Here is a 24,789-nt window from a genome sequence, read left to right on the forward strand (position 1 = left end):
ACATTGATCATTCCCAAAAACATAGGCCCTAAGATTGCTCTCCTTGTTGTTGCAAGCCTGATCGTAGTTGGATGCGTCAACATCATCGAATTGGATAATGCTGGTAATCAGGAACGAGTCGTGATTTTTGGTAAACTGACGAATGCTAGTAATTATGATCAGGGCATCACCGTCAAAAGGTCCAATCTGAATACACGAGCAGGACTTTCTTATACCGATGCCGAGGTAGTGGTTTTCGATGACAATACCGGAGCGTCTTTTGACTATGAATATTCCGCGGAAGCAGATCGATATGTCCCTGTAGCAAGCTATGCCGGCACGCCGGGTCATGCCTATCGCGCAAGGGTGACGGTAGACGGCCAGGTGTATGAATCCAGTCCGCAGGTCATGCCTTTGACCAATGCCGTAGACTCTGCCTATTTCCGATTTGAACGAGACGAGATAATCACCAACGCGGGTGCTACGGAACAGTGGCGCCTTAAAATCCTGGTTAAGACCAATCTACCCGACACGGAAGAAGAACTATTCCTACGATGGAATGTAGATCAGGTCTACATCCTGGAAGAGGTGCCACTACCGACGAGCAGTTTCCCTTTTTATTCGCCGAGGGCCTGTTACATATTTGATGGTGCTGCAAGTGATGAGTTGGTCCTGTTCAATGGCAGTCTCGTGAAATCCAATGTGATCCCTGAACAAGAAGTGGCTGACGTACCATTTGACAATTCTTTTATCAATGTCCGCGGCTATGGGGTCATTCAATCTTCCATCACACAGGAAGCTGCCAACTATTGGCAACGGATCACCGATGTTGCCGACCGTTCGGGAAGCATATTTGAAGTGCCACCCGCACCGATTCCCGGAAATTTCCAAAACCTCAATGATCCGAACGATGCCCCATTAGGCTTTTTCGAAGTGGCTAAGATGGATACCATTGGCACCTCGGTGATTGAAGATGATCACCCAATCGGACTGGGCATGGGCATGGAGTATCCGAACTGTGACTTTTTGCCAAGTCAGTTTGTCACAGTCCCGATCAATTGCTTCGAATGCCTTCGCTTTTTTAGAGTCCCGGACTACTGTTGGAATTGTACCGATTTTCCGAACAGTACACGAAAAAGACCCAATTTCTTTTTTTGACATGACTACACAAATCACATATCCTGATCGTTGACCTTGTGCCAGTTTCAAGAAACATAGGGTCACTTTTCTTGCTTTTAGGTCTGGCTGGCCTTGGAATGATCGGATGTGTCAGCATCATTGATTTTGATACATCTGACAAAGAGGAACAGCTTGTGATCTATGGAAAGCTCACCAACTCGCAGAATTATCATCAGGGAATCAGTGTAAAACGATCTAGCCTTGAAACTACTGTCGGCCGATCCATTACAAATGCTGTTGTTTCAGTCATTGACGAAACGGGACAGGAAATTCCTTATCTATTTTCAGACGAATTTGATCAGTACCTTCCTACGGTTCCTTTCATTGGTGTTCCTGGAACTGCTTATCAAGCCCGTGTTTCCATTGGTGAACAAACCTATGAATCTACTGCACAGCGCATGCCAATGTATGGTTCAGTGGATACCGCCTATTTCAGATTTGATAAGGATACCCTCATTTCTGATGGAGGAATTGAGTTTGAGCAATATCGACTTAAGATTCTGACCGACTCCCAATTCGACCAGACAGAGGACACACTTTATTTGAAATGGGACGTGGAACAAATCACCATTCTCTCCGAAGTGGTTTTGCCGGTTGCAAAATTCCCTAATTACTCCCCCAATGTCTGCTATCTCTTTGAGGGTTTCATCAATGAAAAACTGCTTTTATACAATGGAGATGAGATCAGAACTACCTCCATTCAGGAACAAGAACTAGCGATCATTCCCCTGGACCGAACTTTTATTAACCGGAGAGGATACGGGATCTTTCAGTCCTCTATCACTCGGGAATCGATGGCGTATTATCAAAAAGTGGATCAAATAGCGAACAGAGTGGGCAGCATCTTTGAAGTGCCCCCGGCACCGATCATTGGAAATTTCAAAAACATCAGTGACCCGAAAAATCCACCGCTGGGTTTCTTCGAAGTGGCTAAAATGGATACTACAGGAACTTATGTACTTCAGGGTGACCTACCGGTACGAATAGGTAGAGGGATAGATGTTCCTAATTGTGATTATCCGATCACTTTGTTTGAAAATATTCCCGCCGGTTGCATCCAATGTGTGTATGATATTGGTGTTCCCACTTATTGTACCAATTGTACGCTACTCCCCAATAGCACACGTGAAAGACCTTCTTACTTGTTTTGAATTGAATATGCGATAGCACTCACTCTTACCCCACGAACACATGGCAACTTCCAGACGGCTTATTCATCAAACACTATTCTTGCTTTTACCCTTCTTATTGGCCGGGTGCGTGAGTATCATCGAATTTGAGGGGTCTGACAAGAATCGTGAATTGGTCATCTACGGAAAACTCACCAATTCACAAGCGTATGATCAGGGAATTACCGTTAAATGGTCGGACTTGAATACTTCTGCCGATCTGGCCATCGAAGACGCTAGCGTTGTTGTACTGGACGAAAATGACCAGCAATATCCATATGCTTTTTCCGCGGAATCCGGGAAATATTTACCCGTCAACTCATTCATAGGGGTCCCAGGAACAACTTATCGGGCACGCATTACTGTAAATGACCAAATTTACCAGTCTTCTCCACAACGCATGCCTACTGTGGGCACTCAGGATACGGCCTACTACCGTGTCGAAAAAGAATTACTCATTACTGATACGGGAGCAGAGTTGGATCAATACCGGGTAAAAATATTAACGGACTCCAGACTTGATGCCAGCGATGAAGACATCTTTATGCGTTGGGACGTAGAACAAGTCTTTATTCTCGCAGAGGTAACCCTCCCTGTCTCTAAATTCCCTTTCTTCTCACCGAGTGTTTGTTACATTCATGAAGGTTACGCCAATGAAGACATGAACCTGTTTAATGGTGAACGAATCAACAAAACTTTCCTGCAAGAGCAAGAGCTTGCTAATGTCCTGATGGACAATAACTTCATCAATATTCGGGGATATGGCATCATCCAATCTTCGATAACCAGAGAAGCCATGATCTACTGGGAAAAAGTAAATCAGGTCGCCATTCGTGACGGGAGCATTTTTGAAGTTCCCCCTGCGCCTGTCCCAGGGAATTTCAGCAACCTGAGCGACCCTGACCAGGTCCCTTTGGGCTTTTTTGAAGTAACCAAAGTGGATACGACCGGCACTTATGTGTTACAAGGAGATCTTCCGATTCGCTTTGGACGAAGCAGAGAAGTTCCTAATTGTTCTTTTCCAATTGGGTTATTACTTACCGTCCCATACGGTTGCTTCTCCTGCCTTGCGGATCTGGGTGTACCAGACTATTGTTTGAATTGCAGTCTCGTTCCAAATAGCACGCGGATAAGACCATCATATCTCTTTTAAATCATAAACATTCGAAAGAACCTGGCGATTTTATCATCAAATACATGAGAAACATTTCAAGACACATAAAAGGAGTTGTGCTCATCTTTATCGTCTTCTTCATCACGAAGTGTGTGAGTATCATAGATTTTGATGTAGCTAGCAGTGAGAGAGAATTAGTGATCTACGGCAAGTTGACGAATGCACAAAATTATGACCAGGGAATCACTGTCCAATGGTCGGACCTGAATACCACGGCGGATCTTTCGATTGCTGATGCTACGGTAGTCGTCGAAGATGAAAACGATCATGTGTTTCCTTATGTCTATTCCGTAGCAACAGAAAAATACCTCCCAGTAAACCCTCTTGTAGGCATTCCGGGGACCGCCTACCGGGCTCGTGTAACAGTCAACGACGAAACTTATATCTCCAGTTTTCAACGCATGCCCACGATTGGCGCACAGGACTCTTCCTATTTTGAAATTGACCGGGTTCGGGCCATTAGCAATATCGGTGTATTGTTTGAGAGATTTGTGCTTAGGGTCTACACAGATTCCCGACTTGATGCCAGCGATTCTTCCATTTATATGAAATGGGATGTGGAACGGGTAGACCTGCAGCAAGAAATGTTACTGCCCGGGAGTAATTTTCCCTTCTATTCTCCACGAAACTGCTACAATATTGAAAGATATTCGGGACAAGAGATCTTGCTTTTTGACGGTGACTTGGTCAATACCCTTTTCATCCAGGGACAAAAGACCCTCGAAATTCCTCTGGAAAATTCCTTGAGTACCTTACGTGGCATTGGCATCATCCAATCTTCCATCTCACGAGAAGCAATGGAATATTGGAGAAAGGTCAATGATGTCTCTAATCGGACGGGCAATATTTTTGAGATTCCTCCGGCGCCCATTCCAGGGAACATTAGTCTTGTCTCGAACCCCAATGAAAAGGTCCTGGGCTTCTTCGAAGTGGCGAAAATGGACACCAGTGGCACCGAAATAACCAGGGCTGATTTTCCTGTCATTTTCGCGTTTGGTGGCAATACGGTGAATTGCAGCAATTTCGCAACGAGTCAATTCAACAGTATTCCCGCTAATTGTTTTCCTTGTCTAGGCGATAGAGGAGTTCCAGAGGTATGTTACAATTGTTTGAGTAAGCCCAACAGCACGTTGACTAAGCCTTCGTATCTGGATTAGATGATGTACTAGTTAAGTTCTTCTTCCCGAATAATACGTAGAAAAAACCATCATATCTCTTTTAAATCGTAAACATTCGAAATGGCCTGACGTTTTTAAAATCAAATACATGACAAACCTTACAAGACACATGCGAGGAGCTCTCCTAATCCTTCTTACCATGCTCATCACTAGGTGTGTGAGTATCATTGAATTTGACGGGGCAAACGATGAAAGACAATTGGTGATTTATGGTAAGTTGACTAACTCTCATCCTCATGACCAGGCGATTACCGTTCAATGGTCTGACTTAAATACCACCGCAGGCATATCAGTTACGAGTGCCTCAGTAGTCGTCGAGGATGATAACGAACAGGTGTATCCCTATGTCTATTCTATGGAAGAAAAAAAATACCTACCCGTCACTCCTCTTGTTGGAGTACCAGGAACTGCGTATCGGGCTCGTGTGACGATGAATGATGAAACTTATCTCTCCAGCTTTCAACGGATGCCTACCGCAGGGGCTCAGGACTCTTCTTATTTTGAATTTGATCGAATTGCCGTGATCAGCGACATAGGCGTAGAATTTCAACGGTATGTGGTGAAGATTTTTACCGATTCACGGCTGGATACCAATGATGAATCCATCTTTATGAAATGGGACATAGAGCAGGTATACATTCAGCAAGAGATGTCACTTCCTGCCAGCAGTTTTCCATTCTATTCACCTCGCAATTGCTACATCTATGATGAATACTTATCGCCGGAGGTGCTACTTTTTGACGGAGATCTGGTAAATACTACTACGATTGAAAAACAGCAGACTGCTGTAGTCCCATTGGATAATTCTTTTCAACGCTTGCGTGGCTTTGGGATCATTCAATCTTCATTTTCCCGAGAAGCGCTTGATTATTGGCAAAGAGTCAATGACGTGTCCAATCGTGTAGGTAGTATTTTCGAAATTCCACCAGCTCCTATTCCGGGAAACTTTAGTAGCGTATCGGACCCTGATGTAAAAGCCCTGGGCTTCTTCGAAGTAGCCAAAATGGATACCAGCGGTACCTTTGTCACGGAGGGTGACCTGCCTGTAAGACTTGGTTTCGGCGGTGATTTGGTGGATTGCACCAATTTTGTGCCCGGTCAATTCGATAATGTTCCCCCTAATTGCTTTCCGTGCTTAGCCGCCAGAGGAGTACCCGAAGCATGTTACAATTGCCTGGTTGTACCCAACAGCTCTCTGGTCCGTCCTTCGTATTTGCCTTGATAAAGTTTGGAAAACTTAAGGGTATCTAAAAAGTCTAACTTTCCTATGAAGGGTATTAAATTCAAATTATTCTAGCGTTTTTGGAATACTGATCAAAGGAGAAAAGTCTGTCTTCCAAATATCTAGCTCAAACAACTTGCCTTCATCATCCATATTTAAAGAAGCAATTACTTCTATTCCGTCCTCGTCTGTAAATTGATATTCACTTATTTGTTCTCCAAATAAACGGTCATCATCAACTGCGACTCTTTCAGGGAACAATAATAAACTTCCCATACCTTCATCACTCAAAGGTTTGACCAACAAATTGTCACTCCAATTTGATGGAAATTTCACGGTAGCTTTTTGAACTAACATTTCAAGAAGCCATCTTTCATCCTGTGATAGCTTTCTACTCGACATTGATTGTTGCATTAAATGATTAAGCTAATGCTTTTTCCACTTGGACAGCAGAAAATAAAAAAGCGTAAGAAAAGTCCTACACTCAGTTTAGATTTAAATTAACCCCAAAAGGTGTAATTCTCACCTTGACCAATCAAACGCAGCTCCGGCTATTACCAATAACGTGGGTCATTCAAAATGTTAACTATTATCTCAATTTGATCATTCACGAAAATAGTAGACCGTTTGATTTCATCAATTAAGCTCTTCTCGAGATTAGAACTTCTTAAGTCAAGAGTATTGATTTTCGGGTTTGATATAAAGGCCCCTTGCTCAAAACTTAAATCCATGGATATAAATAGACGATCGTCGTAAACAATAAATCTTTCAACTTCTGGATTGTAATTTTGGAAGCTTAGGCTTAAAGAAACTCCCTCACTTTCTGAACCTTTTCGAGTGAAATTAAGAGTCAAATAGATAGGGGTATTCCGCGGAGGAGTCAGTTCAGATAGGTTGGAATATATTTCAACATCTGACTTTTCCTCTACCTTATTCTTCACTTTCAAAAATTCGTTCTTTAAGTCTTCCCTTACGCCACTCAGTAACTTTTCAATTGAACTCACTTTCTCTTCACTTTAAGTTTATTCACTTCCCTCTTGATTAGATAATCCAGGTCGTCTAAAACAAACACTCACCGAGGGATTGGTTAAAACCATCCAACGTTCTTCTTTGTAGAAGCAAAACCTTCCAACCTTTTGTTCATTTCGTCTAATACATCTTCTCTGTAATCATCCATTTCAATTTCAGATTGCACCTCAATTAAAACTTTAGTCACACTTTCTCTTCTAAGGCCTTTACCTCTGTAAGGCTTTAGTATTTGTACTAGAGGCTGGTAACTTCGATGAAAGTTATCAACATCAATTAAGAGCACGAATTGTTTTACTTCCGCTTTAAGCTTTGTCAAGGTCTCAACTTTCGTTTTACTGATGTTCATTGGTAAAAAAGTCCTTCACGCTTCCGTAAAGGACCACTTAGACTTTTCGTTTTGATACGACAGTTGATCTTTACTCATTCATACGCTTATAGGCAATCTCTAAACCATCAGCATCAATTTGGTATAAATTTCCATTTTTATATCGCCGTATTTCCAAGGTAATATGACCGTATTTATCTAAAATGCTTTCCAGATACTGAGAGTTATTAACATAACGATATGAGATTTTCCTTTCTACTTCTTGGGATTTAAAGCGATAGAGTTTCTCTATTAATCTTGATTTATCTTCGTAGAAGTATTGAATATTATCACCTGACTCAAATACTACTTTTTCCGTTATAAGTCCTGAATCCACCAAGTAATAGCCGTAAGGCTTTCTTGATTCCACCTTCCCCTGAAAATCTAGCTTTTCAAACTCCACATGTATGGTATCATTTCCTAAATGATAATTGAATAAATGATGATAAGGCTGGTCAACTCTTACGCGAATCTTGGAAAGGTAACCATTAGAATCATATACAACAGTATCACTCAATACAGGAGAGACCAGAATCCCACTAAATGTATTCATTGAAACCTTTTCCGGTCTTGGGTATTTCGGAATATTAGACTGATGAATATTTTCATGCAAATTGTCACTACATGATGCTAAAACTACTGTAACAAGAGATAATTAGGAATTACTTTCATTGATCAAGAAATATTGCTCTTAGACACTACCATACTCAAGCGCATACAAAACATTCAAAAGCTCAAAGAAGAAGACAAAAGCCACGTCTTTGCCATGCTCGACGCCTTTCTACTTAAATCAAATATCACAGACAATCTAGCGCAGTAAAATGCCTTTAACATTACTGCGCAGGGTTTTTACTACTTTGAACGGAACTAGCATCACTTTTGGATACACTATTCTATCCAGGGGTAAAACGATTTCTTTACTGATATTTTGCCAATCCCAATTTGCTTGTCGAATTGATCGATCAATAAGCTAGAAATCTTTATCTCTCTTCCACTTTTAAGCTTTATCAGTGCGTAATTGTAAACATCCCAAGGAAGTATAGGTAGCCTATTTTCGGCCAAGGGTATAGACTTGACATTTATTACGAAATCAACATCCTCCTTTCTAAATTCGGTGATTCCTTCGGGATTAGTATATCTTATCACACCCTCAACAAAATTGACCTCTACGCATATATTTACACTATTCAACAAATGATTTATATGTAAAGTGATAAGTGGTATTGTAAGAACGGAAATCACAAAGAGCAAAACTTCCACGATGCTTTTTTCATCAGGAGAATCCATTTTGTAAAGCCCAAACTGATACCCTATAAATGGAAAAATGACAATTATAAAAATTAGGCTCCAAAGGTGCTTAAATTGACTTTTTATACTAACCTTATAAACTCTCATTTTATAAATTTCAATGCCAATATTTCAATGCTTCGACGAATCTCGAATATTCAAAGCCTATGTTTCGCCTAACAGGTTTAGTGGCATCATAAGCTTTCTCTCCGCCAATCGCTAAAACTCCAACAGCTATTCCGTAGGGTCCACCAAAATAATATGCCGCACCTAACCCAAGTCCAGAAGTAACTGTACGATATGAAAACCTACCTGTTGAAAGTGTGCCATTATTCCAGTCTTTGTAATCAAATCCGACGGAAGCAAATGTTAATGCTATACCTCCATAGTTGCCCGCGACCCTAACGGTATTCAATGCTTTACTACCAAATTTACTTACTGAATGCCAAGAACGAACGAGTTGAGCTATATAATGAGTGTGTTTAGTTGTTACTGAGCTAAATCCAACTGGATGACCTCCAGATGACATAATTGGACGTTTCAGGTTCCATTTCACATCAACTTCTGTTGACATCCTACCATATACATTTTTTGTCTGTCGTAATTTTTGTGCCGCACCAATCGAGGCTTCACCAAGTACCGAAAATGCCTGAGATAGATAGCTAGAATTTTCTTCGAAGAAATTCAACGTAGGATTATATGGGACATCACTAGGCACTTCATCTCCATCTTCATGGATAGATTTCTTTTTCTTCTTTTTACCTCCCCCGCCAGTGAGACGAGGCATAGGATCTTCAAACCAATCAGCACCAATCATATCTCTATGAGGATCAAAATCATTTGTCGCCGCACTCGCAGCCAAGTGATCTGTATGATGATCAGCCTGATCACTCGGCATCATCCCATCCGGATCGATAAAACGTATCGGGTTATTGAAGGCGTAGGAGTAGGTCGAGTGCCTTCGCATCAGATCAGCAGCTGGGTCTACGTTCAGGAACCTTCCGAGTGCCGGATCATAATACCGGGCCTGATAGTCGTACCATCCGGTTTCTTTCTGCTCTTCGAACCCATTGTATTTGTAGTCGTTCTCCGGGCTTACATTACTATGATTGAAGGTCAAACCGAAGGGGTAGTAACCATCGCGCTGCACGACGGTTCCGGTTGCATCAACGGATGCCCGGACATTGCCCAGATGATCAGTTAGATTATATTCATAGAGGAAATTCGTGCCTGATTTTCGGGCGCGGCCTTCTGCTGTCTGGATAAACTGCAGCGCATTCCCAATGTAATGAAATGGCCCGTCATAATAGCTTGTCTCCGGTGATCCATCATCTATTGTTTTGGCCAGCTTGGTTCCAGCAGCATCATAGATATAAGTAATGACATCTCCATTGGCCTCCGTGACTTGTCGCGGCAAGTTCAAAATGTTATAGTCAATAAGGGTCAGGCCTTTATTGGCATCTTTGGTGATATTACCGTTGGCGTCATATTGATATTCACCCGCGACCAAACCATTGGATGCTTCAATGAATCCCTCACCTGTATCGCTGGCCGCATCAGCGGCACTGGTGATGCGATTGCCGGAATGGCTGAAACTCAAGTCATCAATCAAAGTACCCTCATGGTAGCGTTTCAAGCTTTTGATATTACCGTTCAGATCATAGCTGATGTTACCATTGTCATTACCACCCACATTGAAGTAATTGGCTTTCCCTGTACTGTTGTAGGTCGCTTTGGTGAGCCTGTTTAGATCATCATAGCTGTAATCATAGCTTTGCTGGTTTTCATTTTCACTTCTACCCATCGTCTTCCAGAGCATCTGACCAATGTTACCTTCATATTGAGGCGTAGGAGCATCATCATAATTCAGTTCCAGAAAAAATCGGTCATTCACATCACCATCTCCGGCCATTCCGCCATTAATGGTTTTGATCCAACCACGCTCGTTATAGGCATAATCAACGGATTGTGCGGCGCCTCCATGTAGGTCCTTCTCAATCATCTGTCCTACTAAGTTATAAGTGAATTCTGATAGTGTAACCTTTGGTTCACTATTGATTTTATGTTGCACTTTCGTCGGACGATCACGGTGATCATAAGTGAATTCTTCCAGGACAGTGGTCGTTACACCGGAGGAAACATGTGTAGTGGTTGTATTCTCAATTAAGGGCGAAACATCATTGCGGTAGGTGGTCAATATCCGGTCTACCCCACTGACATAATTCTGGCTTGCTACAAGCGTTGGCCTTAACCGATTATCATAGTAGGTCGCGGATTTGAGATAGGTTGAAGTACCCAGCACTTTGACAAGCCCACCTGTTACTAATCCCTTGGTTGCCGTATGATGCCCTGTATGGGTATAGTTATTGCCCCATGATTGGTGCGTGATAAAATCATAGTTATCATAATAGGTGACCGAGAGTATCTCCGTACCTGTGGTGGAAGGGTAGCTAGTATTATCATAGCCATAAATATTGCCACTCCCATTTCCGATATAGGCTACGGAAAAATCATAGCCACTATCATTATCAATTGCATCTTGCAGGCTTTGCCGTGACTCTGTCAAAGCAATGATTCCGGTCATAACCGGACGATTGAGCGCATCATATTTCGTGTAAATCCATTTACTCGTTGGGGCATTGCTCGCTTTCTTGCCAAAAAAGCCATCAGATTTTGTGGTCTCGAAATCTGGTTTTTTGAACAAGATTTTTGCTCCAGGGGCTCTGGTATAGCTCTTGCCTTGATATTCCGTGACTTCCAGCAATCCGCTTTCCACATGTTCAATCGTGCCCGAGTTCATGCCCCCGTTTCGTCTATTCCCATCAAGGGTGAGCACGATCCTATCTCTTGCATCATAGACCATTTCGACAGGTGCGGCGCCGGGCACTTTTTTCTCGATCATGCGCCCACGCTCGTCGTAGCGATAGATATACAGCCATTGATCCCTAAATTTCGCATCATTGAGCTTCGTCCATTCATTCACTGCTATGATTTGAGATACAGCCTCAGGTGAAACCACCATCGTGAGTTGGCCAAAATCATCATAGAGATAATAGGTGATGGCATCTTCCGCGCCGTTCTCTATTTTCTTACAGATTACCCTTCCTTCTTTGTCTTTGAACTCATAGACTTTGTGATTATCTTCGTCGTTGATCTCAACCATCCACAACTCACCTGAAGTATATATCCCATAGTCAGATACAATCGGATATCCGGATTGATCGATATCCAAGTCCTGAATAGAGTCAGATGTAATATTTGCACGATAGAGGAAATCCACGGTATGATCGCCGCTCATCTTCCAGGAATCACCCGGTGAAGCGGTTTTCATCGTACGACCGAGTGATGAATCCTCAAACTTTGTTTCGGTATACGGATTATCAATCTCTGGAATTCCAACAGCGCGGGTTGCATCATACTCGGCCTCCAATTGGGTCATGGCATTTGACTGGTAATTGCCTGAGGCATTCACCTCAAAGGGCAAGCCCTGTTTGATTTGTCTGCCATAATTATCATAGAAATATGGCATAATGATATCACCAGGTGTGCCACTATTGGACACGGATGCTCGGTGTTGATTAATTTGTTCCGGTCGGCCCAACCCATCGAAATAGGTGATATTCGTTTGTACGGAATCCTGCTTGCTTTTTTGGCTTTGTAACGTCCCGGTGAGGGCCTGCCTTGCTCGCATGGACATGATGTAATTCTTCGTCGATGTTTGGGCCTGAACATGCATAAAACCCATTACCGTGAGCAATAGAAAAAGTATTCTTTTCATGGTTTTGGGATTAGTTGTTTTTGAAATTGTAAAGATGTTCTTCCAGCACATTGCCCTGAAAATCTTTCACCTGATACAGCCGATTGTGATTATCATAGCGGTAATAGCTGGTCAGTCCGGTCGCACCTGTGGCAGATGTTTGACCAATGGCCGGATCATAAGTAAAGGTCTGGATAAAGGCCGCTGCAAGCGTCGTTTGTGACCTGAGCGTGTTATTGAAGGCTTGCCAATCGGCCTGTGCTGACGCATTTGTGGCAATTTCACCCATCTGATCCATTAGTTCCTGCAAGGAATTGTAACCTGAAGGGAGGCTAAAGCCTACGGCAACCTGTAGTGATATGAAATCAATATTTTCGCCCACCACCGCGGCATATTGACCATCATGACTCCAAAGTACAGACTTCTGCACACCGTCTCTTCCGGTAAAGCTTGTCGGATTGCCATAGCTGTCATAGCTATGGAAAGTAGCTTCTGTGAAGATTGTCCCTCCTGCACGCTGAGTGGTGATGGTACTTGGCTCAAATATGTCTGTCCCAGGTTCTGAATAATTTCTGACCAGTTTTTGAACCTCGATACTGTCCCGAAGTGAAGTTTCAATAACAGGATAAGCAATCTGATGGTTAGTGACCATATCCGTATAAACCGTACCTGACACTTCCCCCGGATAGTATAATTCTTTTGAAAGCGCTTCTCCTTTGCTGGAAGTGGTCTTTGTAAAGGTCAATTGCTGATGCGCATAGCTATCATAGAAATACTCGGTTAAAACCGTATAGGCCGTATCTGTTTCAGAATAGTTGATCTCTTCAGTACTAAGCAGCATATCATCACCCCGCAATACCCGGTAATAGGCAAACTGAAAGGAATTCACATCATTATTTGTACCTCCTTCCCAAAGTGCATCCCCGCCATTGATAAAAAGCTTTTTGACTTTCAGGCCCACATTACCCATCTGACAAAGGCCAAAGCCGCCATAAGTATGATTTTGTTCCTGCACCAATGTGTAAGGATTAGCCCCACCATCATAGCGGTAAGCCCGCATTTGCTTTAGCTTGCCTCTGCGCCAATGATTACTTTCTACGCTCGGCGTTCCAATCTGAAACCCCGGTCCCGGTGTATCATTATAATCCCAGTAGTCATAAATGCTCTTGCCGATATTGGCCGTGCTTGTCCCTTCATAGACTGTCACTTGAGGATAAACCACCAGTGCCTGATCGAACGGTTCCAATGCAATATTTGGGGAGGACAAATATGTTCGGGAGCGCATCGTACAACATATGGCTTGTGAATGTGCGTCTATGGTCCGGTGATTGACTTCACTATCAAATGTGTAATGTTCATTTAAGAAATTAGCCCGGCCATCGCCATACTCGAAGCTTCTTTTGATGGGCGTGGCAGTGCTACTTTCATAGGTGTGGATTTCCTTGATCCTTAGACCCGGCCCTGCAACACTGGTCGTACCATCCAGATAACTATTCCCTTCATAGATGAACTGCGTATATCCACCTGTGGGGTAAGTAATCTTATTCAGAATATTTGCTTGTGCGAAAAGGCTATTCGGTGCACGTCCATTGCTGTTTTCCGAGCCAATTTCTATGGTCGTGGAAGATCCATTATGAACAGCCTGATAATTGATGCTATGCTTGGGAACCAATGTAGCAATTCCAAAGCGTGCATTACTTTGGTTATTATAATAGCCCCACAAATCCCGCTTCGTAGAAAGGAAGTCCGGTAACATCTGAGAGGTATTGTAATCGAAATGGTATTTCTGAACGGAAACTCCTGAACTAGATTTCACAAACAAATCCTTTAAGTAGGATCTTTTTGCTCCTGTGCCATCTGTTGAGGTAAAAGTGCCATAGTCAAAATCAATTTTTTTGATCAAAACATCAGTACCACCGACTGTTTGATAGATTCTTATCTCATCGAGCATTTGCTGTCCCGTAAATCCCCCTTCTCTTACACCGGACCGAATAAATTCGACCTTACCCAGCGGGTAAGTAATGGTCTCTAAATACTGCTCCGTCGAATGCATGTTATGATCCTGCGAATTATAAACCCCAGGATTGGCCGTGTAAGTGGAACCTCCCGGTAAGTTTTGCACCAGATCATTGACCATTATGGAGTAGCTCCGGTCTTTGGAGACCTGACCGCTTCTGGTGTGATAATCAAAACTCACTTCAGTTGTTTTATTCTTCGAAATCACCTTGGTCAGCTTCCAGGCAGAGCGAACATTCAGCGATTCATTCACCTCCTTGGTCGTCTCATATTTATCAAACTGATATTCCCGGCCATAGGGATCAAAAGCTTTGAAAGTGACTGAGCTCGTGCCATAGGTTGGTTGAATATCTAACGGTCGATATGGGATCATCATCACATCATCATCATCGCAGCCTTGTTCTGCTTCGGCTATCCTGTGAGCATTAAAATACGGCCCTCCTGTACCGCCTACAGTGTTATTCGCATCAGGGCTATTTTGCAGCGGATCGAGCATGAACTTCCCGCTATAGCCGCCAAAGCCATAGGAAAACACATCTGGCTCCGCATCAATCAAACCTCTGTTTACATCATTGAGGTAATGGAGGTCCGCATTTACGGCCGGATTGAGGGAGGCAGGAAGCGCCGTATTGGCATAACCTTGCTGTAATTCATCAGGCAGGCCCAAAACCTGCCTGGAAATAAATCCACCCGCATCCATAGACCAACCTAACCCTACCCAGCCCGGGCGATCAGTAACCTTGATCCCTGAAGGGTGATAGCGCAGTACAATGGGTATTTGTATATCCTTGGCAACAATCGTGTGGATTGGCAATTCAATGGAGGCTGTCCCTGTGAAATAATTTACATCATAGGAACCGAACTTCCCTAATTGAGCCACCTCTGGTGAAGGGCCGGTGACATTGGGCAATAAATTTTGATTGCTGTTTTGTGCAACCAAGGCTTGAGTCGCACATAATACAACCCAAAGCACAACGATGGTTTTTAGCACGATTAATGGTTGTTTTGAGAAGACTTCAATGCCTGAATTTCTTCTTGCATATCCTTCATTTCTTTTTCCTGTCGGATCAAATGCAAAGTCAATTCCTCTACTTTCTGCAAAAGCAGAATGTTCATGGTTTTGATCTCAAGACCTTCTTCGGCCATTTCTGCCGCGGAAGGAATTTCTGGTAGGTGCTTGTTGGCTTTGATGAATTGTTCTGTTTCTTCTAAGGAACGTAAATCATAGTCCTCTTCAAACACAAAATCTGCCCCTTGTACATCTTCCAGAAGCAGTTCTTCTGCGTTGATTGTGCCAGCCACGGAAAGTTTTTGAGTAGGTGTAGTTGTGCCAATACCCATATTTCCGTCGTGATCAATTCTTACCTTTTCTATGGCAGGATCACCTCCGGTGGTGCTCGGATGCGTAAAAAAAGCAATGCCCATTACATCTGAATCATTGTGCTCTTGTACCGCAGACATGGCCACATGGCCGATTCCTCGACTCAAGGCGATGGTACTGTGATAATTACCAATCCCATCGATACTCCCAGGTGATTTTACTCTAATACCCGAGTTATATACCGAACCAGCATAGTTATTTGGTTGTTCTACATGAAGTTTGGCTTCTGGATTGTCGGTGCCAATGCCCATGTTTCCATCGTGATCGATCCTTACCTGTTCCACGGCCTGATCACCTCCGGTGGTGCTGGGGTGCGTAAAAAAAGCAATACCCATTACATCAGAATCATAATGTTCTTGCACCGCAGACATGGCCACGTGTCCTGTTCCTCTTCCCAATGCAATGGTACTATGGTGATTGCCTTCACCACTAAGGCTGTTAACTGACTTTACTCTAATCCCTGCATTCTGAGCCAGTCCGCCATAAGTGTCCGATTGCTCTACATGAAGTTTGCCTTCAGGGCTGGTGGTGCCAATGCCTACATTACCATCCTTATCGATCCGTACTTTTTCTTCTGCTGGTGAAGTCGCAGCGGCACTTGGATGTGTAAAGAACGCCAGGCCGAGTTCATCTTCATCAATGCCTTCCTGTACTGCGGAAATAGAAGCATGGCCTAGTCCCCGACCAATAGCAAGGGTCCCATGATAATTGCCGAGGCCAATATTACTGTTTGATTTTATCCTGATCCCGGCATCATAGGCAATTCCTGCGTAATCTTTGTTTTGTTCAACATGAAGTTTGGCTTCTGGATTGTCGGTGCCGATGCCTACATTACCATCATGATCGATCCTAACTTGTTCTACGCTCGGATCACCACCAGTTGTGCCGGGATGCGTAAAAAAAGCTATGCCCATTACATCAGAATCAACGTGCTCTTGTACAGCTGATATAGCCACATGCCCTGTTCCACGACTCATGGCGATGGTGCTGTGATAGTTTCCAACTGCACTTGCGCTACCAGGTGATGAAATCCGGAAAGCCGCTCCATATACGGTGTTGTTATACGTGCATGATTGCTCCACGTGTAATCTGTTTTCCGGAGTTCCAATCCCAATACCTACATATCTATTAGAGTTAAGAACTGTAATTGCCGTATTTCCTGCAGCTTGAAGAGTTAGATTTCCAGTGTAGCTTCCAATGGCACCACCTACTCTAATTTCCTTGTTGAAGTGGAACATGGACCGATCGGTTTTAAAATGACTATAAATAGCGGTTTTAGGACCAAATTCCAAATAACCAAAAGTGGTAGTTACCTTAGGAACATTATCTGAATTATAGGTGATTTGTCCCGTGGCATTTGAAAAGGTTAAGAAACAGATTACCCCTGTAAGAATTTTTTTAAAATGGGAGAAAACGACATAATTCCTAAAAAATAGAAGAAGAGTATCAGTTTTTTCAAATTGAAGATTCTGATAGAGTTGGAGCCAGTCTAGTTGTATTTTCATTTTTGTATTGTTTAGTAAGTAATGAAAGTTGCTTCTTTCGTTGTAAAATTCAATGAAATCGTTTTGTGAAATCCTGTTGTAGGCCAAAGCTCCGAAAATCCCGGAATTAATTCACCTACAACTTCATGAACGTACTGAATTTCTTCATGTAAGTAACGAATTTGCCAATGAAAGTATAACGGTTTGGTGTTTTGTCTTTCTTTTTCGGTCTAAAAATCAGCCCTAATGTCCCGGTCTATTTAAGGCACTCCCCTAAAAACCGATATCATTCACAAATCGATGAAGTAGGTCCGCACCTTCATTCCTGATGAAAATTTATGATGGGTATGCTTGATTTGTAAAGGGGGGAATCACCCCTCGTCTTTGCCTTGATCAAAGTCCTAACTGCACTCCCAGTGTAAAGCTTTTTGTAGGAAAGTGGATGTTGCGATCCTCAATACCCGTCAGTAGATGACTACCAGCCCGTTGGAACCGCACTTCTGGCGAAACTCCTGTATAGTCTGTGAATAAGAGCGGATTTGTCATGGTCAAATAAACCCGAAGGGATTTGATTGCTTCTACTTTTAATCGAGGAGAAAATCCGATTGTCATATTGTCCAATCTGGTAAAATTCCCCTTTTCCATGTAATAACTGGAATATTGAGGAAAGTCTTCTATTCTCGGGCCATCTACCACAATGCTGTTCCAGGTATTGCTGGACCGATCTCGACCGCCATAATGCAAGTTGTAGGTATTGAGGATATCATGCCCATACACACCCCTGAAGAACAAATTCAAATCCATAGACTTCCATTGTATCAACGCATTCCAACCCAATTGCGCGCTAGGTAGTCCGTTCCCTATAGGCCCTTCGTCTTGTACATCAAGTCTGCCATCATTATTAAAATCTCTGAATACGAAATTCCCATCATCATTGATAAACCAGGAAGTCAGTCCAACAAAATCACCCATGTTCCCACCAACTGCCAGCGGGATGGTATTTCTAAAAGGAGAAGGCGGATAGATAACATCGAAGCTGATGTTCTCATTACCTAACTTATCAAGTGTTGGTTTTTGATAGAATGCACCTACCAAAGAGTGGCTAACCTTAAATGCCCCAATTGTGAATTGGTGGTTTAACGTGTACTCAAAACCTGCATTCGATACTTCTCCTAGATTGAGCCATTGTTGAAAACCAGGAATAGGACTTGTAAGCCTGGGTACCGGTGAACTAAATAACAAATCCTCGAACGTTTGATTAAAGTAATTCATTGATCCCTGAAGCTTTCCGCGCATCAAAGAGAAGTTCAATCCAATTTCCGTCGTATTTCGTCTCTCAGTGGCCAAATCAGGATTTGATGCGGTAATAATATTGTAATTGATATCTATTTCTTCGTTTCTTCGGAATCTACTTGTTTCAAAAAGTCCTCCTGACAAATAAGGAGCAGGAGGCAAATTACCCACCTGGCTGAAGCCTCCAAACAGGGTCATCGACACGCCTGAAGGTAATGCAATCAATTCTTGTAGATGAACTTCCCCTCGAACTCCCAAAAATGAGGTATACCTGCTATTTTCTCCAAAACCACTGTGGCCATCGTTTCGCAGGCTCGCGGAAATATCAAACAAATCCCCGCCAAAATTGATCATGCCAAAAAACGATCGGAGTTCTTCTTTGCTCTTTGAGCTGCTTACTTCGGAATTGAAATCCTCTCTGTCAATTCCGGCAAATAAATTATCAACCCCAAAGCCATCTAACTGAAAATTATTGACCATCACCAGGAAGCCCTCTTGTTGATTCACTTGATTCATAGCCCCAGCCCTTGCGGATAATCGGAAGTTCCCAATTGTTCTTGAGTAATTCAACACACTTTCTAATGTCGTTACAGTAGTTTGATTCAATTGCCTTCTTGCAATCCCCGATTCTCTCGCTCCTGAACTATAATTGGAGAATCTGGAAACATAAGACAATTCCTCTTGCCTTAAAAAAGACTGACTCAAGCGATTTTCCCAACTTAATTCGGGGGTGATTTTCCAGTTTAAACCCGTATGGTATTGTGTAAAGCTTTGTTCTTCATCATTGAACAGCTGATCTCTCAGGGCAATTGGATTAAAGAAGTCAAAATTGTTTTCATTCTGAAAATATCCAGCAAAAGTCTCGTTGCCATCAAAGACCGGTGCTGTTGGGTTATAACTAATTGCATAGCGAAACGCCTGAGTAGGTATATTTCCGATCTCCCTATTGACATGATTCAACCCCATGGACAATGCTACTCGGTCATTAAATAAATTTTGGGTCATCCTAAAGCTGGTATTGAGGCTATTACGCTCATGCCCTACAATGATCCCAGGACGTTCTCGTAAAGTAACGGAACCTCTGTACGTTGCTTTATCTGTTTTTGCACTAAGCGCCAAATGCTGGGACATTCCCCAACTGCTTTCAGTCAACTCGTCAAACCAGTTAGTGTTTGCGCCATAATCGAATCCGCCTTCCCGTATGAATTCCGAAGCACTTAATAGCTCTAGTGGATTATCTGGTGTTACACGTTGGTACTGGCTGTGATAATAAACATTGACCTTGCCCGATGGAGTCGCCGCGGACTTTGTCTTTATATCGATCACTCCACTGTTGCCCAGCACGCCGTAATAAGCCGCATCAAATCCTTTTAGCACTTCAATCTCCGCAATATCCTGAGGATCAATTGCGTCCATAGAAAGCCCAATCACTCCATCAATGATGATCAGAGGTTGTCTTGCTCCTTGCAGGGTGTTGAACCCTCGTACTACGAAATCAAATGGTGTATTAGGGTCTCCATCAAAACGGGAAGATAGAATTCCCGGAACCCGGCCCTGAATCAATCTGATGGGATCCGATATCTGGCCTTGATTGAATCTTATTTCGGATAGATCTTTGACAGCAATTGATGTCGTATCCACCTGAGCTTTTAAGCAAATAGAAGTTGTTAAGAAGATCGATAAAAAAACGCCCCAGCTCTTCATGATCGTTCAAGTTATTTCAGATTGAATATAACAAAAAAAGAGGTCAACCTTTTGGGTTGACCTCTCAATATTCTTAAGAATAACGTTATTAATTTGAATAACCTGGGTTTTGTACCAAGTTAGGATTCACATCCAACTGTGGCTTAGGAATAGGGAACAGATTTCTTGTAGGATCTGTCACTGTTTTCTCCCACCAGGTTTCGTTGTATCGACCGAAACGGATCATGTCCATTCTACGAAGACCTTCAGCAAAGAACTCACGTCCACGATCATCATAAAGATCAGTTTCAGTAAGTGCAGCCAATGCAGGAGCATTCGCTCTTGCTCTGATCTGGTTAACGATATCCAAAGCGCCAGCAGTATTTCCTGAGCGGAACTGAGCTTCAGCTTTGTTGAACAATACCTCTGCATATCTGTAAAGCGCGAAGTTATTCGCCAGGTTAGGACCTGAACCAGAAGCATACTCCCACTTACCTACACGCGCACCACTCTGACGAAAAGAGTTAGGCTCCAACTCGTTGATCTCAGGAGTAAAGTTCAATGGAGGTCCATCAGGGTCCTGCGCCTGATCATCAATCAGCTGCTCTCCAGCAGAAGAAAACTGAGGACCAACAAGGAAACTACCAATTCTATCATCACCTTCTTCGAAGCTGTTGTAGAACTCTTCCAACGCCTGATAACCATTCCATGGCTGATCAGTCAAGTCAAATGTTTGCTGACTAGCATAGTGCAAAGTCATCTGAGGCAGGTTAAAGCCTTGTCCAGTAATAGGATCGTAAGGCAACGCAAAGATGTGCTCTACAGAATTATCATTGTTGGTAGCGAACGCAGAGAAGAAATTGCTTTCCAGGCTATACAATCCACTGTTGATCACTGCATCAGCAGAAGCAACTGCATCAGCATATCTGGCAGTACCAGACCATACTTCAGCATTCAGGTACAATCTTGACAATGCAGCATGTGAAGTCCACTGATTTACTCTCGTACGATCTCCAATTTCAGCAGAAAGAGAAGAAAGTGTCTCGGTCAATTCTGACTCAACAAAATTGAATACTTCAGTTCTGCTAGCCGTTGGAGGGTTTGGATCCGAAGTAGTCTCGATCACGATTGGAACGTTACCATAAGCATCCAGCAACCACATATAAATAACTGCTCTCAAAGCTCTCAACTCACCAGTGATCTCGGGGCTACCGTTGAACTGATTGATCAAGCCATTGATATTTGCAATCGCACTGTAGCAATAAGCCCATCCGTTATTCACTGACTGCTCCTCAGAAGAAGTTTCGTGTCTGTGAACACGTAGCCACTGACCGCCATCCAGCCAATCAGCACCTTTGTGACCGATACACAACTCATCCGTTGAGACCTCCATCAATGAATACAAAGAGTTATGACCTCCCCATGTACCCACAATACTTCCGTATGCAGAACCTACAGAGGCATCAATTACAGACTGGTTGATGTTTGCGAAGAATTCTTCAGATGTCAATTCGCTAAACACCTCCTCATCCAAATCATTACAACCAAATCCCACTAGCAGGAATGCTAGCATTAGTAGCTTTGAATTAAACAACTTTTTCATTTTCTAATTTTTAGAATGTCATATTGAAACCAAAGGTGTAAATCACCGTCGTGAAGAATGTATCTCTTCTTTCGATTCCTGGTGCCAAAGGATTATCTCCGTCACCTGAGTCATTGTATCTAACTTCTGGATCCAATCCAGCATAGTCAGTTATCGTAAATAGGTTCTGTCCTGAGAAGTACAATCTCAATTTCTTGTAGATGTCGTTACCAGGCAATGTGTAACCTAATGTCATGTTATCCAATCTTAGGAAATCACCTTTCTCTACGTAAAGGCTAGAAAACTGCGGAGCAGCTGTGATGTTCGGATCAGTTTTGTCCGTAACTACACTGTTCCATGTGTTAGAACCAGCATCTCTGTTTTCATAGAAACCTCTGAACTGATTGTAAAGTTCATGACCGAAGCTACCTCTCAAGAAGATGTTCAAATCCCAGTTTTTCCAGGCAAGTGTGTTGTTGATTCCAAGGTCAAAGCTTTGAAGACCATTTCCAACAACCGTCTCATCTTCCGTATCGATTACGCCATCACCGTTCAAATCTCTAAAGATATATTCGCCTGACTCATCCACACCTTCGAAGATAGGGCCCCAGAAGTCTCCAATTCTCTGTCCTTCCGCAACTCTTATCACTCTGTCGTCATTCTGACCAGGAGATCCTGGGTTTCCGATGAAGAATTCAGAGTTACTTACTTCTCCGTTAGAAAGAGAGTTCAATACACTCTGATCATAGAATGTACCGTTTACTGCAGGTGTCCAGGTCAAATCGCCAAACTCAGCAGCATAAGACAATGCAAATTCCAATCCACTGTTTTCGATCTCTCCAAGGTTCAACCACGTGTTGTTAGCCACGTTGAAAGTTCCTGGCAAGTTAGGGTTAGGAGAACCAACACTTACAGGAGAGTTGAAGATCAAATCAGAAGTAGTTCTGTTATAGTAATCGATGGTACCATTCAACTTGTAATCCAACAAGGAGAAATCAATACCAATGTTGATCTCTTTCTTAGTCTCCCAAGACAGGTTCGGGTTTGCATTTCGAGTAGGTCCGAAAGTTCTAAGCTCCTGACCGTTTACAACCGTACGGCCATTAGCAGTTACTGTAGGAAGTGACAAGTATGGGCCAGGAGGTAAGTTTCCAGTTTCTCCATAACCTGCTCTGAATTTCAAGTTGCTAAGAACAGGTACATCGATCAAGTTAGTCAATTCAACACCCCCGGATACGGCAAAGAAGTTTGCACGCTGATTGTTTTCTCCGAAGCCACTGTAACCTTCATTTCTCCAGCTAGCAGACAAGAAGTAAGTTCCGTCGATGTTCACATTCAAACGACCGAAGTAAGCAATGATTTGATCCTGAGATCTTCCACTACCCAGGCCAGTTTGGTTACCATCTCTATCGATACCAGCAAACAGGTTGTCAATTCCAAAGTTATCCAACTGGAAGTTGTTCACAGTAACACCAAATCCCTGGCCTCTTCTTTTCTGATAAGAGTAACCTCCTAGTAAAGTCACATCGAAGATGTTATTGAAAGTCGTGTTATAGGAAAGAGTCGTTTCGAAAAGATCATCGAAATCATCATACGTTCCTCTGCTGGCGATACCATTTTCTCCAACACCTCCTCCGAAAAGGGAGAATCTTGAAATGTATCGGCCGCTGATGGCAGACTCACGATCTTGAGAATATCTCGCAGAGAAAGTAAGGTCATCCAGAATATCCCACTCTACACCATAACTTGTTAGGAGATTTTTTCTTACTTCTTCAGAACGATCCTGATTGATGATCGCTACTGGATTAAAGAAGTCGAAGTTATCAGGGTTTTGGAAGTAACCTCCGAATTGCTCGGCATTAGGATCAAATACTGGAGACGTTGGGTTAAAAATCAATGCATATCGGAATGCTTGAATCGGCACTTCCTCCTGATCTCTATTCGCGAATGAACCGTTGAAGGTAAATCGAACTCGGTTGTCAAACATGCTGTGCTGCACATTGATTCGAGTATTCAATCTAGAAAACCCGTGACCTGAAGCAACACTCTGACGATCTCGATAGTTAACAGAAGCCCGGTATTGAGTATTATTATTACCTCCACTCAAAGAAATATTATGAGTATGGGAAATTCCTGTCTCAGTTAATTCCTCAAACCAGTCCGTATCGCTTCCATCGTTTGTACCTCCTTGCGCAACAAACTCGCTTGCAGATAGCACGTCGATTTTGTTTGCAACTTGCTCGATCGCTACGAAAGCATTGTAATCCACTGACGTTTGGCCTTTCTTACCAGACTTAGTAGTTACAAGGATTACCCCGGAAGAACCTCGGGTACCGTAAATAGCCGCAGCAGAACCATCTTTCAATACGTCCATTGACTCGATATCAGCAGGGTCAATGTTATCCAAAGATGCGCCAATCACACCATCGATTACGATCAAAGGAGAACTGTTTCCTCCAAATGTGGAAAGTCCTCTAAGACGGATGTTGTATCCACCATTAGGGTTACCACCTGGTCGTGTGATGGAAAGACCTGCTACTTTACCTTGAAGTAACTGTGTTGGATCAGTGATGTTACCCTGGTTGAAATCCTCAGCGCTTACACTTGCAACAGCACTAGTGATCTCCTTCTTTTCCTGAGTACCATAACCCACAACAACCACTTCCGCTAGTTGTGCCACGTCTAACTCCAACGCCACATCAATTACTGATCTGGATCCTACAACTACTTCTGTTTGTCGGTATCCGACAAAAGAAACTACCAGCGTTGCACCTTCACTTACGTTCAACGCAAAGTTACCGTCCAAATCTGTTGTGGTACCATTGGTAGTACCCTTTTCAATGACGTTGGCCCCGGGGACGGTCTCTCCGGTTTCTCCGTCAGTCACTTGTCCTGTTACCGTAGTTCCCTGCGCCCATACGGAGAGCACAAAAAACATGGATAACAACATTAGTAAATACTTCTTCATACTATTACAAATTGTTATTCGGTTAGAATATTTTACCTCCGATT

16 protein-coding genes are annotated in these 24,789 nt (G+C 42.9%); 5 read left to right on the top strand and 11 right to left on the bottom strand.

Features of this window, described 5'->3' with window-relative positions:
- Window positions 1–3: 3 nt before the first annotated feature.
- The 5 genes from R8G66_17820 (at window position 4) to R8G66_17840 (ending at window position 5,901) form a co-directional block, all read left to right on the top strand.
- On the top strand, window positions 4–1,137 hold the full coding sequence (locus R8G66_17820) for a hypothetical protein (protein MDW3194237.1): 1,134 nt from the start codon (window positions 4–6) through the stop codon (window positions 1,135–1,137).
- A gap of 38 nt (window positions 1,138–1,175) precedes the next feature.
- Entirely contained in the window at window positions 1,176–2,309 is a 1,134-nt protein-coding gene (locus R8G66_17825) for a hypothetical protein (protein ID MDW3194238.1), read from the top strand.
- A gap of 40 nt (window positions 2,310–2,349) precedes the next feature.
- The gene (locus tag R8G66_17830; protein ID MDW3194239.1) at window positions 2,350–3,480 is read left to right on the top strand and encodes a DUF4249 family protein; all 1,131 of its coding nucleotides are present in this window, start codon (window positions 2,350–2,352) and stop codon (window positions 3,478–3,480) included.
- Between the two features lie 44 nt (window positions 3,481–3,524).
- The gene (locus R8G66_17835) at window positions 3,525–4,658 is read left to right on the top strand and encodes a hypothetical protein (GenBank protein MDW3194240.1); all 1,134 of its coding nucleotides are present in this window, start codon (window positions 3,525–3,527) and stop codon (window positions 4,656–4,658) included.
- A gap of 160 nt (window positions 4,659–4,818) precedes the next feature.
- Entirely contained in the window at window positions 4,819–5,901 is a 1,083-nt protein-coding gene (locus R8G66_17840) for a hypothetical protein (GenBank protein ID MDW3194241.1), read from the top strand.
- Window positions 5,902–5,967: 66 nt separating this feature from the next.
- Here the strand turns inward: R8G66_17840 and R8G66_17845 are convergent, their stop codons facing one another.
- From R8G66_17845 to R8G66_17895, 11 genes are all read right to left on the bottom strand, one after another.
- The gene (locus R8G66_17845; GenBank protein ID MDW3194242.1) at window positions 5,968–6,303 is read right to left on the bottom strand and encodes a hypothetical protein; all 336 of its coding nucleotides are present in this window, start codon (window positions 6,301–6,303) and stop codon (window positions 5,968–5,970) included.
- Window positions 6,304–6,455: 152 nt separating this feature from the next.
- Window positions 6,456–6,905 carry a hypothetical protein gene (locus tag R8G66_17850; protein MDW3194243.1) on the bottom strand — a complete coding sequence of 150 codons (450 nt, stop codon included), beginning with the start codon at window positions 6,903–6,905 and terminating at the stop codon, window positions 6,456–6,458.
- Between the two features lie 83 nt (window positions 6,906–6,988).
- Window positions 6,989–7,276, bottom strand: a complete 288-nt coding sequence (locus R8G66_17855; protein MDW3194244.1) for a hypothetical protein — start codon at window positions 7,274–7,276, stop codon at window positions 6,989–6,991.
- A 70-nt stretch (window positions 7,277–7,346) separates the two neighbouring features.
- Window positions 7,347–7,847 (bottom strand): hypothetical protein, encoded by a 501-nt coding sequence (locus tag R8G66_17860; GenBank protein ID MDW3194245.1) that lies wholly within the window; start codon window positions 7,845–7,847, stop codon window positions 7,347–7,349.
- 335 nt (window positions 7,848–8,182) lie between these two features.
- Complete coding sequence (locus R8G66_17865) at window positions 8,183–8,689, bottom strand: hypothetical protein (GenBank protein MDW3194246.1); 507 nt, start codon at window positions 8,687–8,689, stop codon at window positions 8,183–8,185.
- Window positions 8,690–8,699: 10 nt separating this feature from the next.
- Entirely contained in the window at window positions 8,700–12,359 is a 3,660-nt protein-coding gene (locus R8G66_17870; protein ID MDW3194247.1) for an RHS repeat-associated core domain-containing protein, read from the bottom strand.
- Between the two features lie 10 nt (window positions 12,360–12,369).
- A complete protein-coding gene (locus tag R8G66_17875; protein ID MDW3194248.1) occupies window positions 12,370–15,345 on the bottom strand; it encodes a hypothetical protein in 2,976 nt (991 codons plus the stop codon).
- Window positions 15,346–15,347: 2 nt separating this feature from the next.
- Window positions 15,348–17,240, bottom strand: a complete 1,893-nt coding sequence (locus R8G66_17880; GenBank protein ID MDW3194249.1) for a hypothetical protein — start codon at window positions 17,238–17,240, stop codon at window positions 15,348–15,350.
- 372 nt (window positions 17,241–17,612) lie between these two features.
- Window positions 17,613–20,216, bottom strand: a complete 2,604-nt coding sequence (locus R8G66_17885) for a TonB-dependent receptor plug domain-containing protein (protein ID MDW3194250.1) — start codon at window positions 20,214–20,216, stop codon at window positions 17,613–17,615.
- 88 nt (window positions 20,217–20,304) lie between these two features.
- Entirely contained in the window at window positions 20,305–21,798 is a 1,494-nt protein-coding gene (locus tag R8G66_17890) for a RagB/SusD family nutrient uptake outer membrane protein (GenBank protein ID MDW3194251.1), read from the bottom strand.
- Window positions 21,799–21,808: 10 nt separating this feature from the next.
- Complete coding sequence (locus R8G66_17895; protein ID MDW3194252.1) at window positions 21,809–24,745, bottom strand: SusC/RagA family TonB-linked outer membrane protein; 2,937 nt, start codon at window positions 24,743–24,745, stop codon at window positions 21,809–21,811.
- Window positions 24,746–24,789 lie beyond the last annotated feature (44 nt).

It is taken from the genome of Cytophagales bacterium, assembly GCA_033344775.1.
Classification (GTDB): Bacteria; Bacteroidota; Bacteroidia; order Cytophagales; family Cyclobacteriaceae; genus JAWPMT01.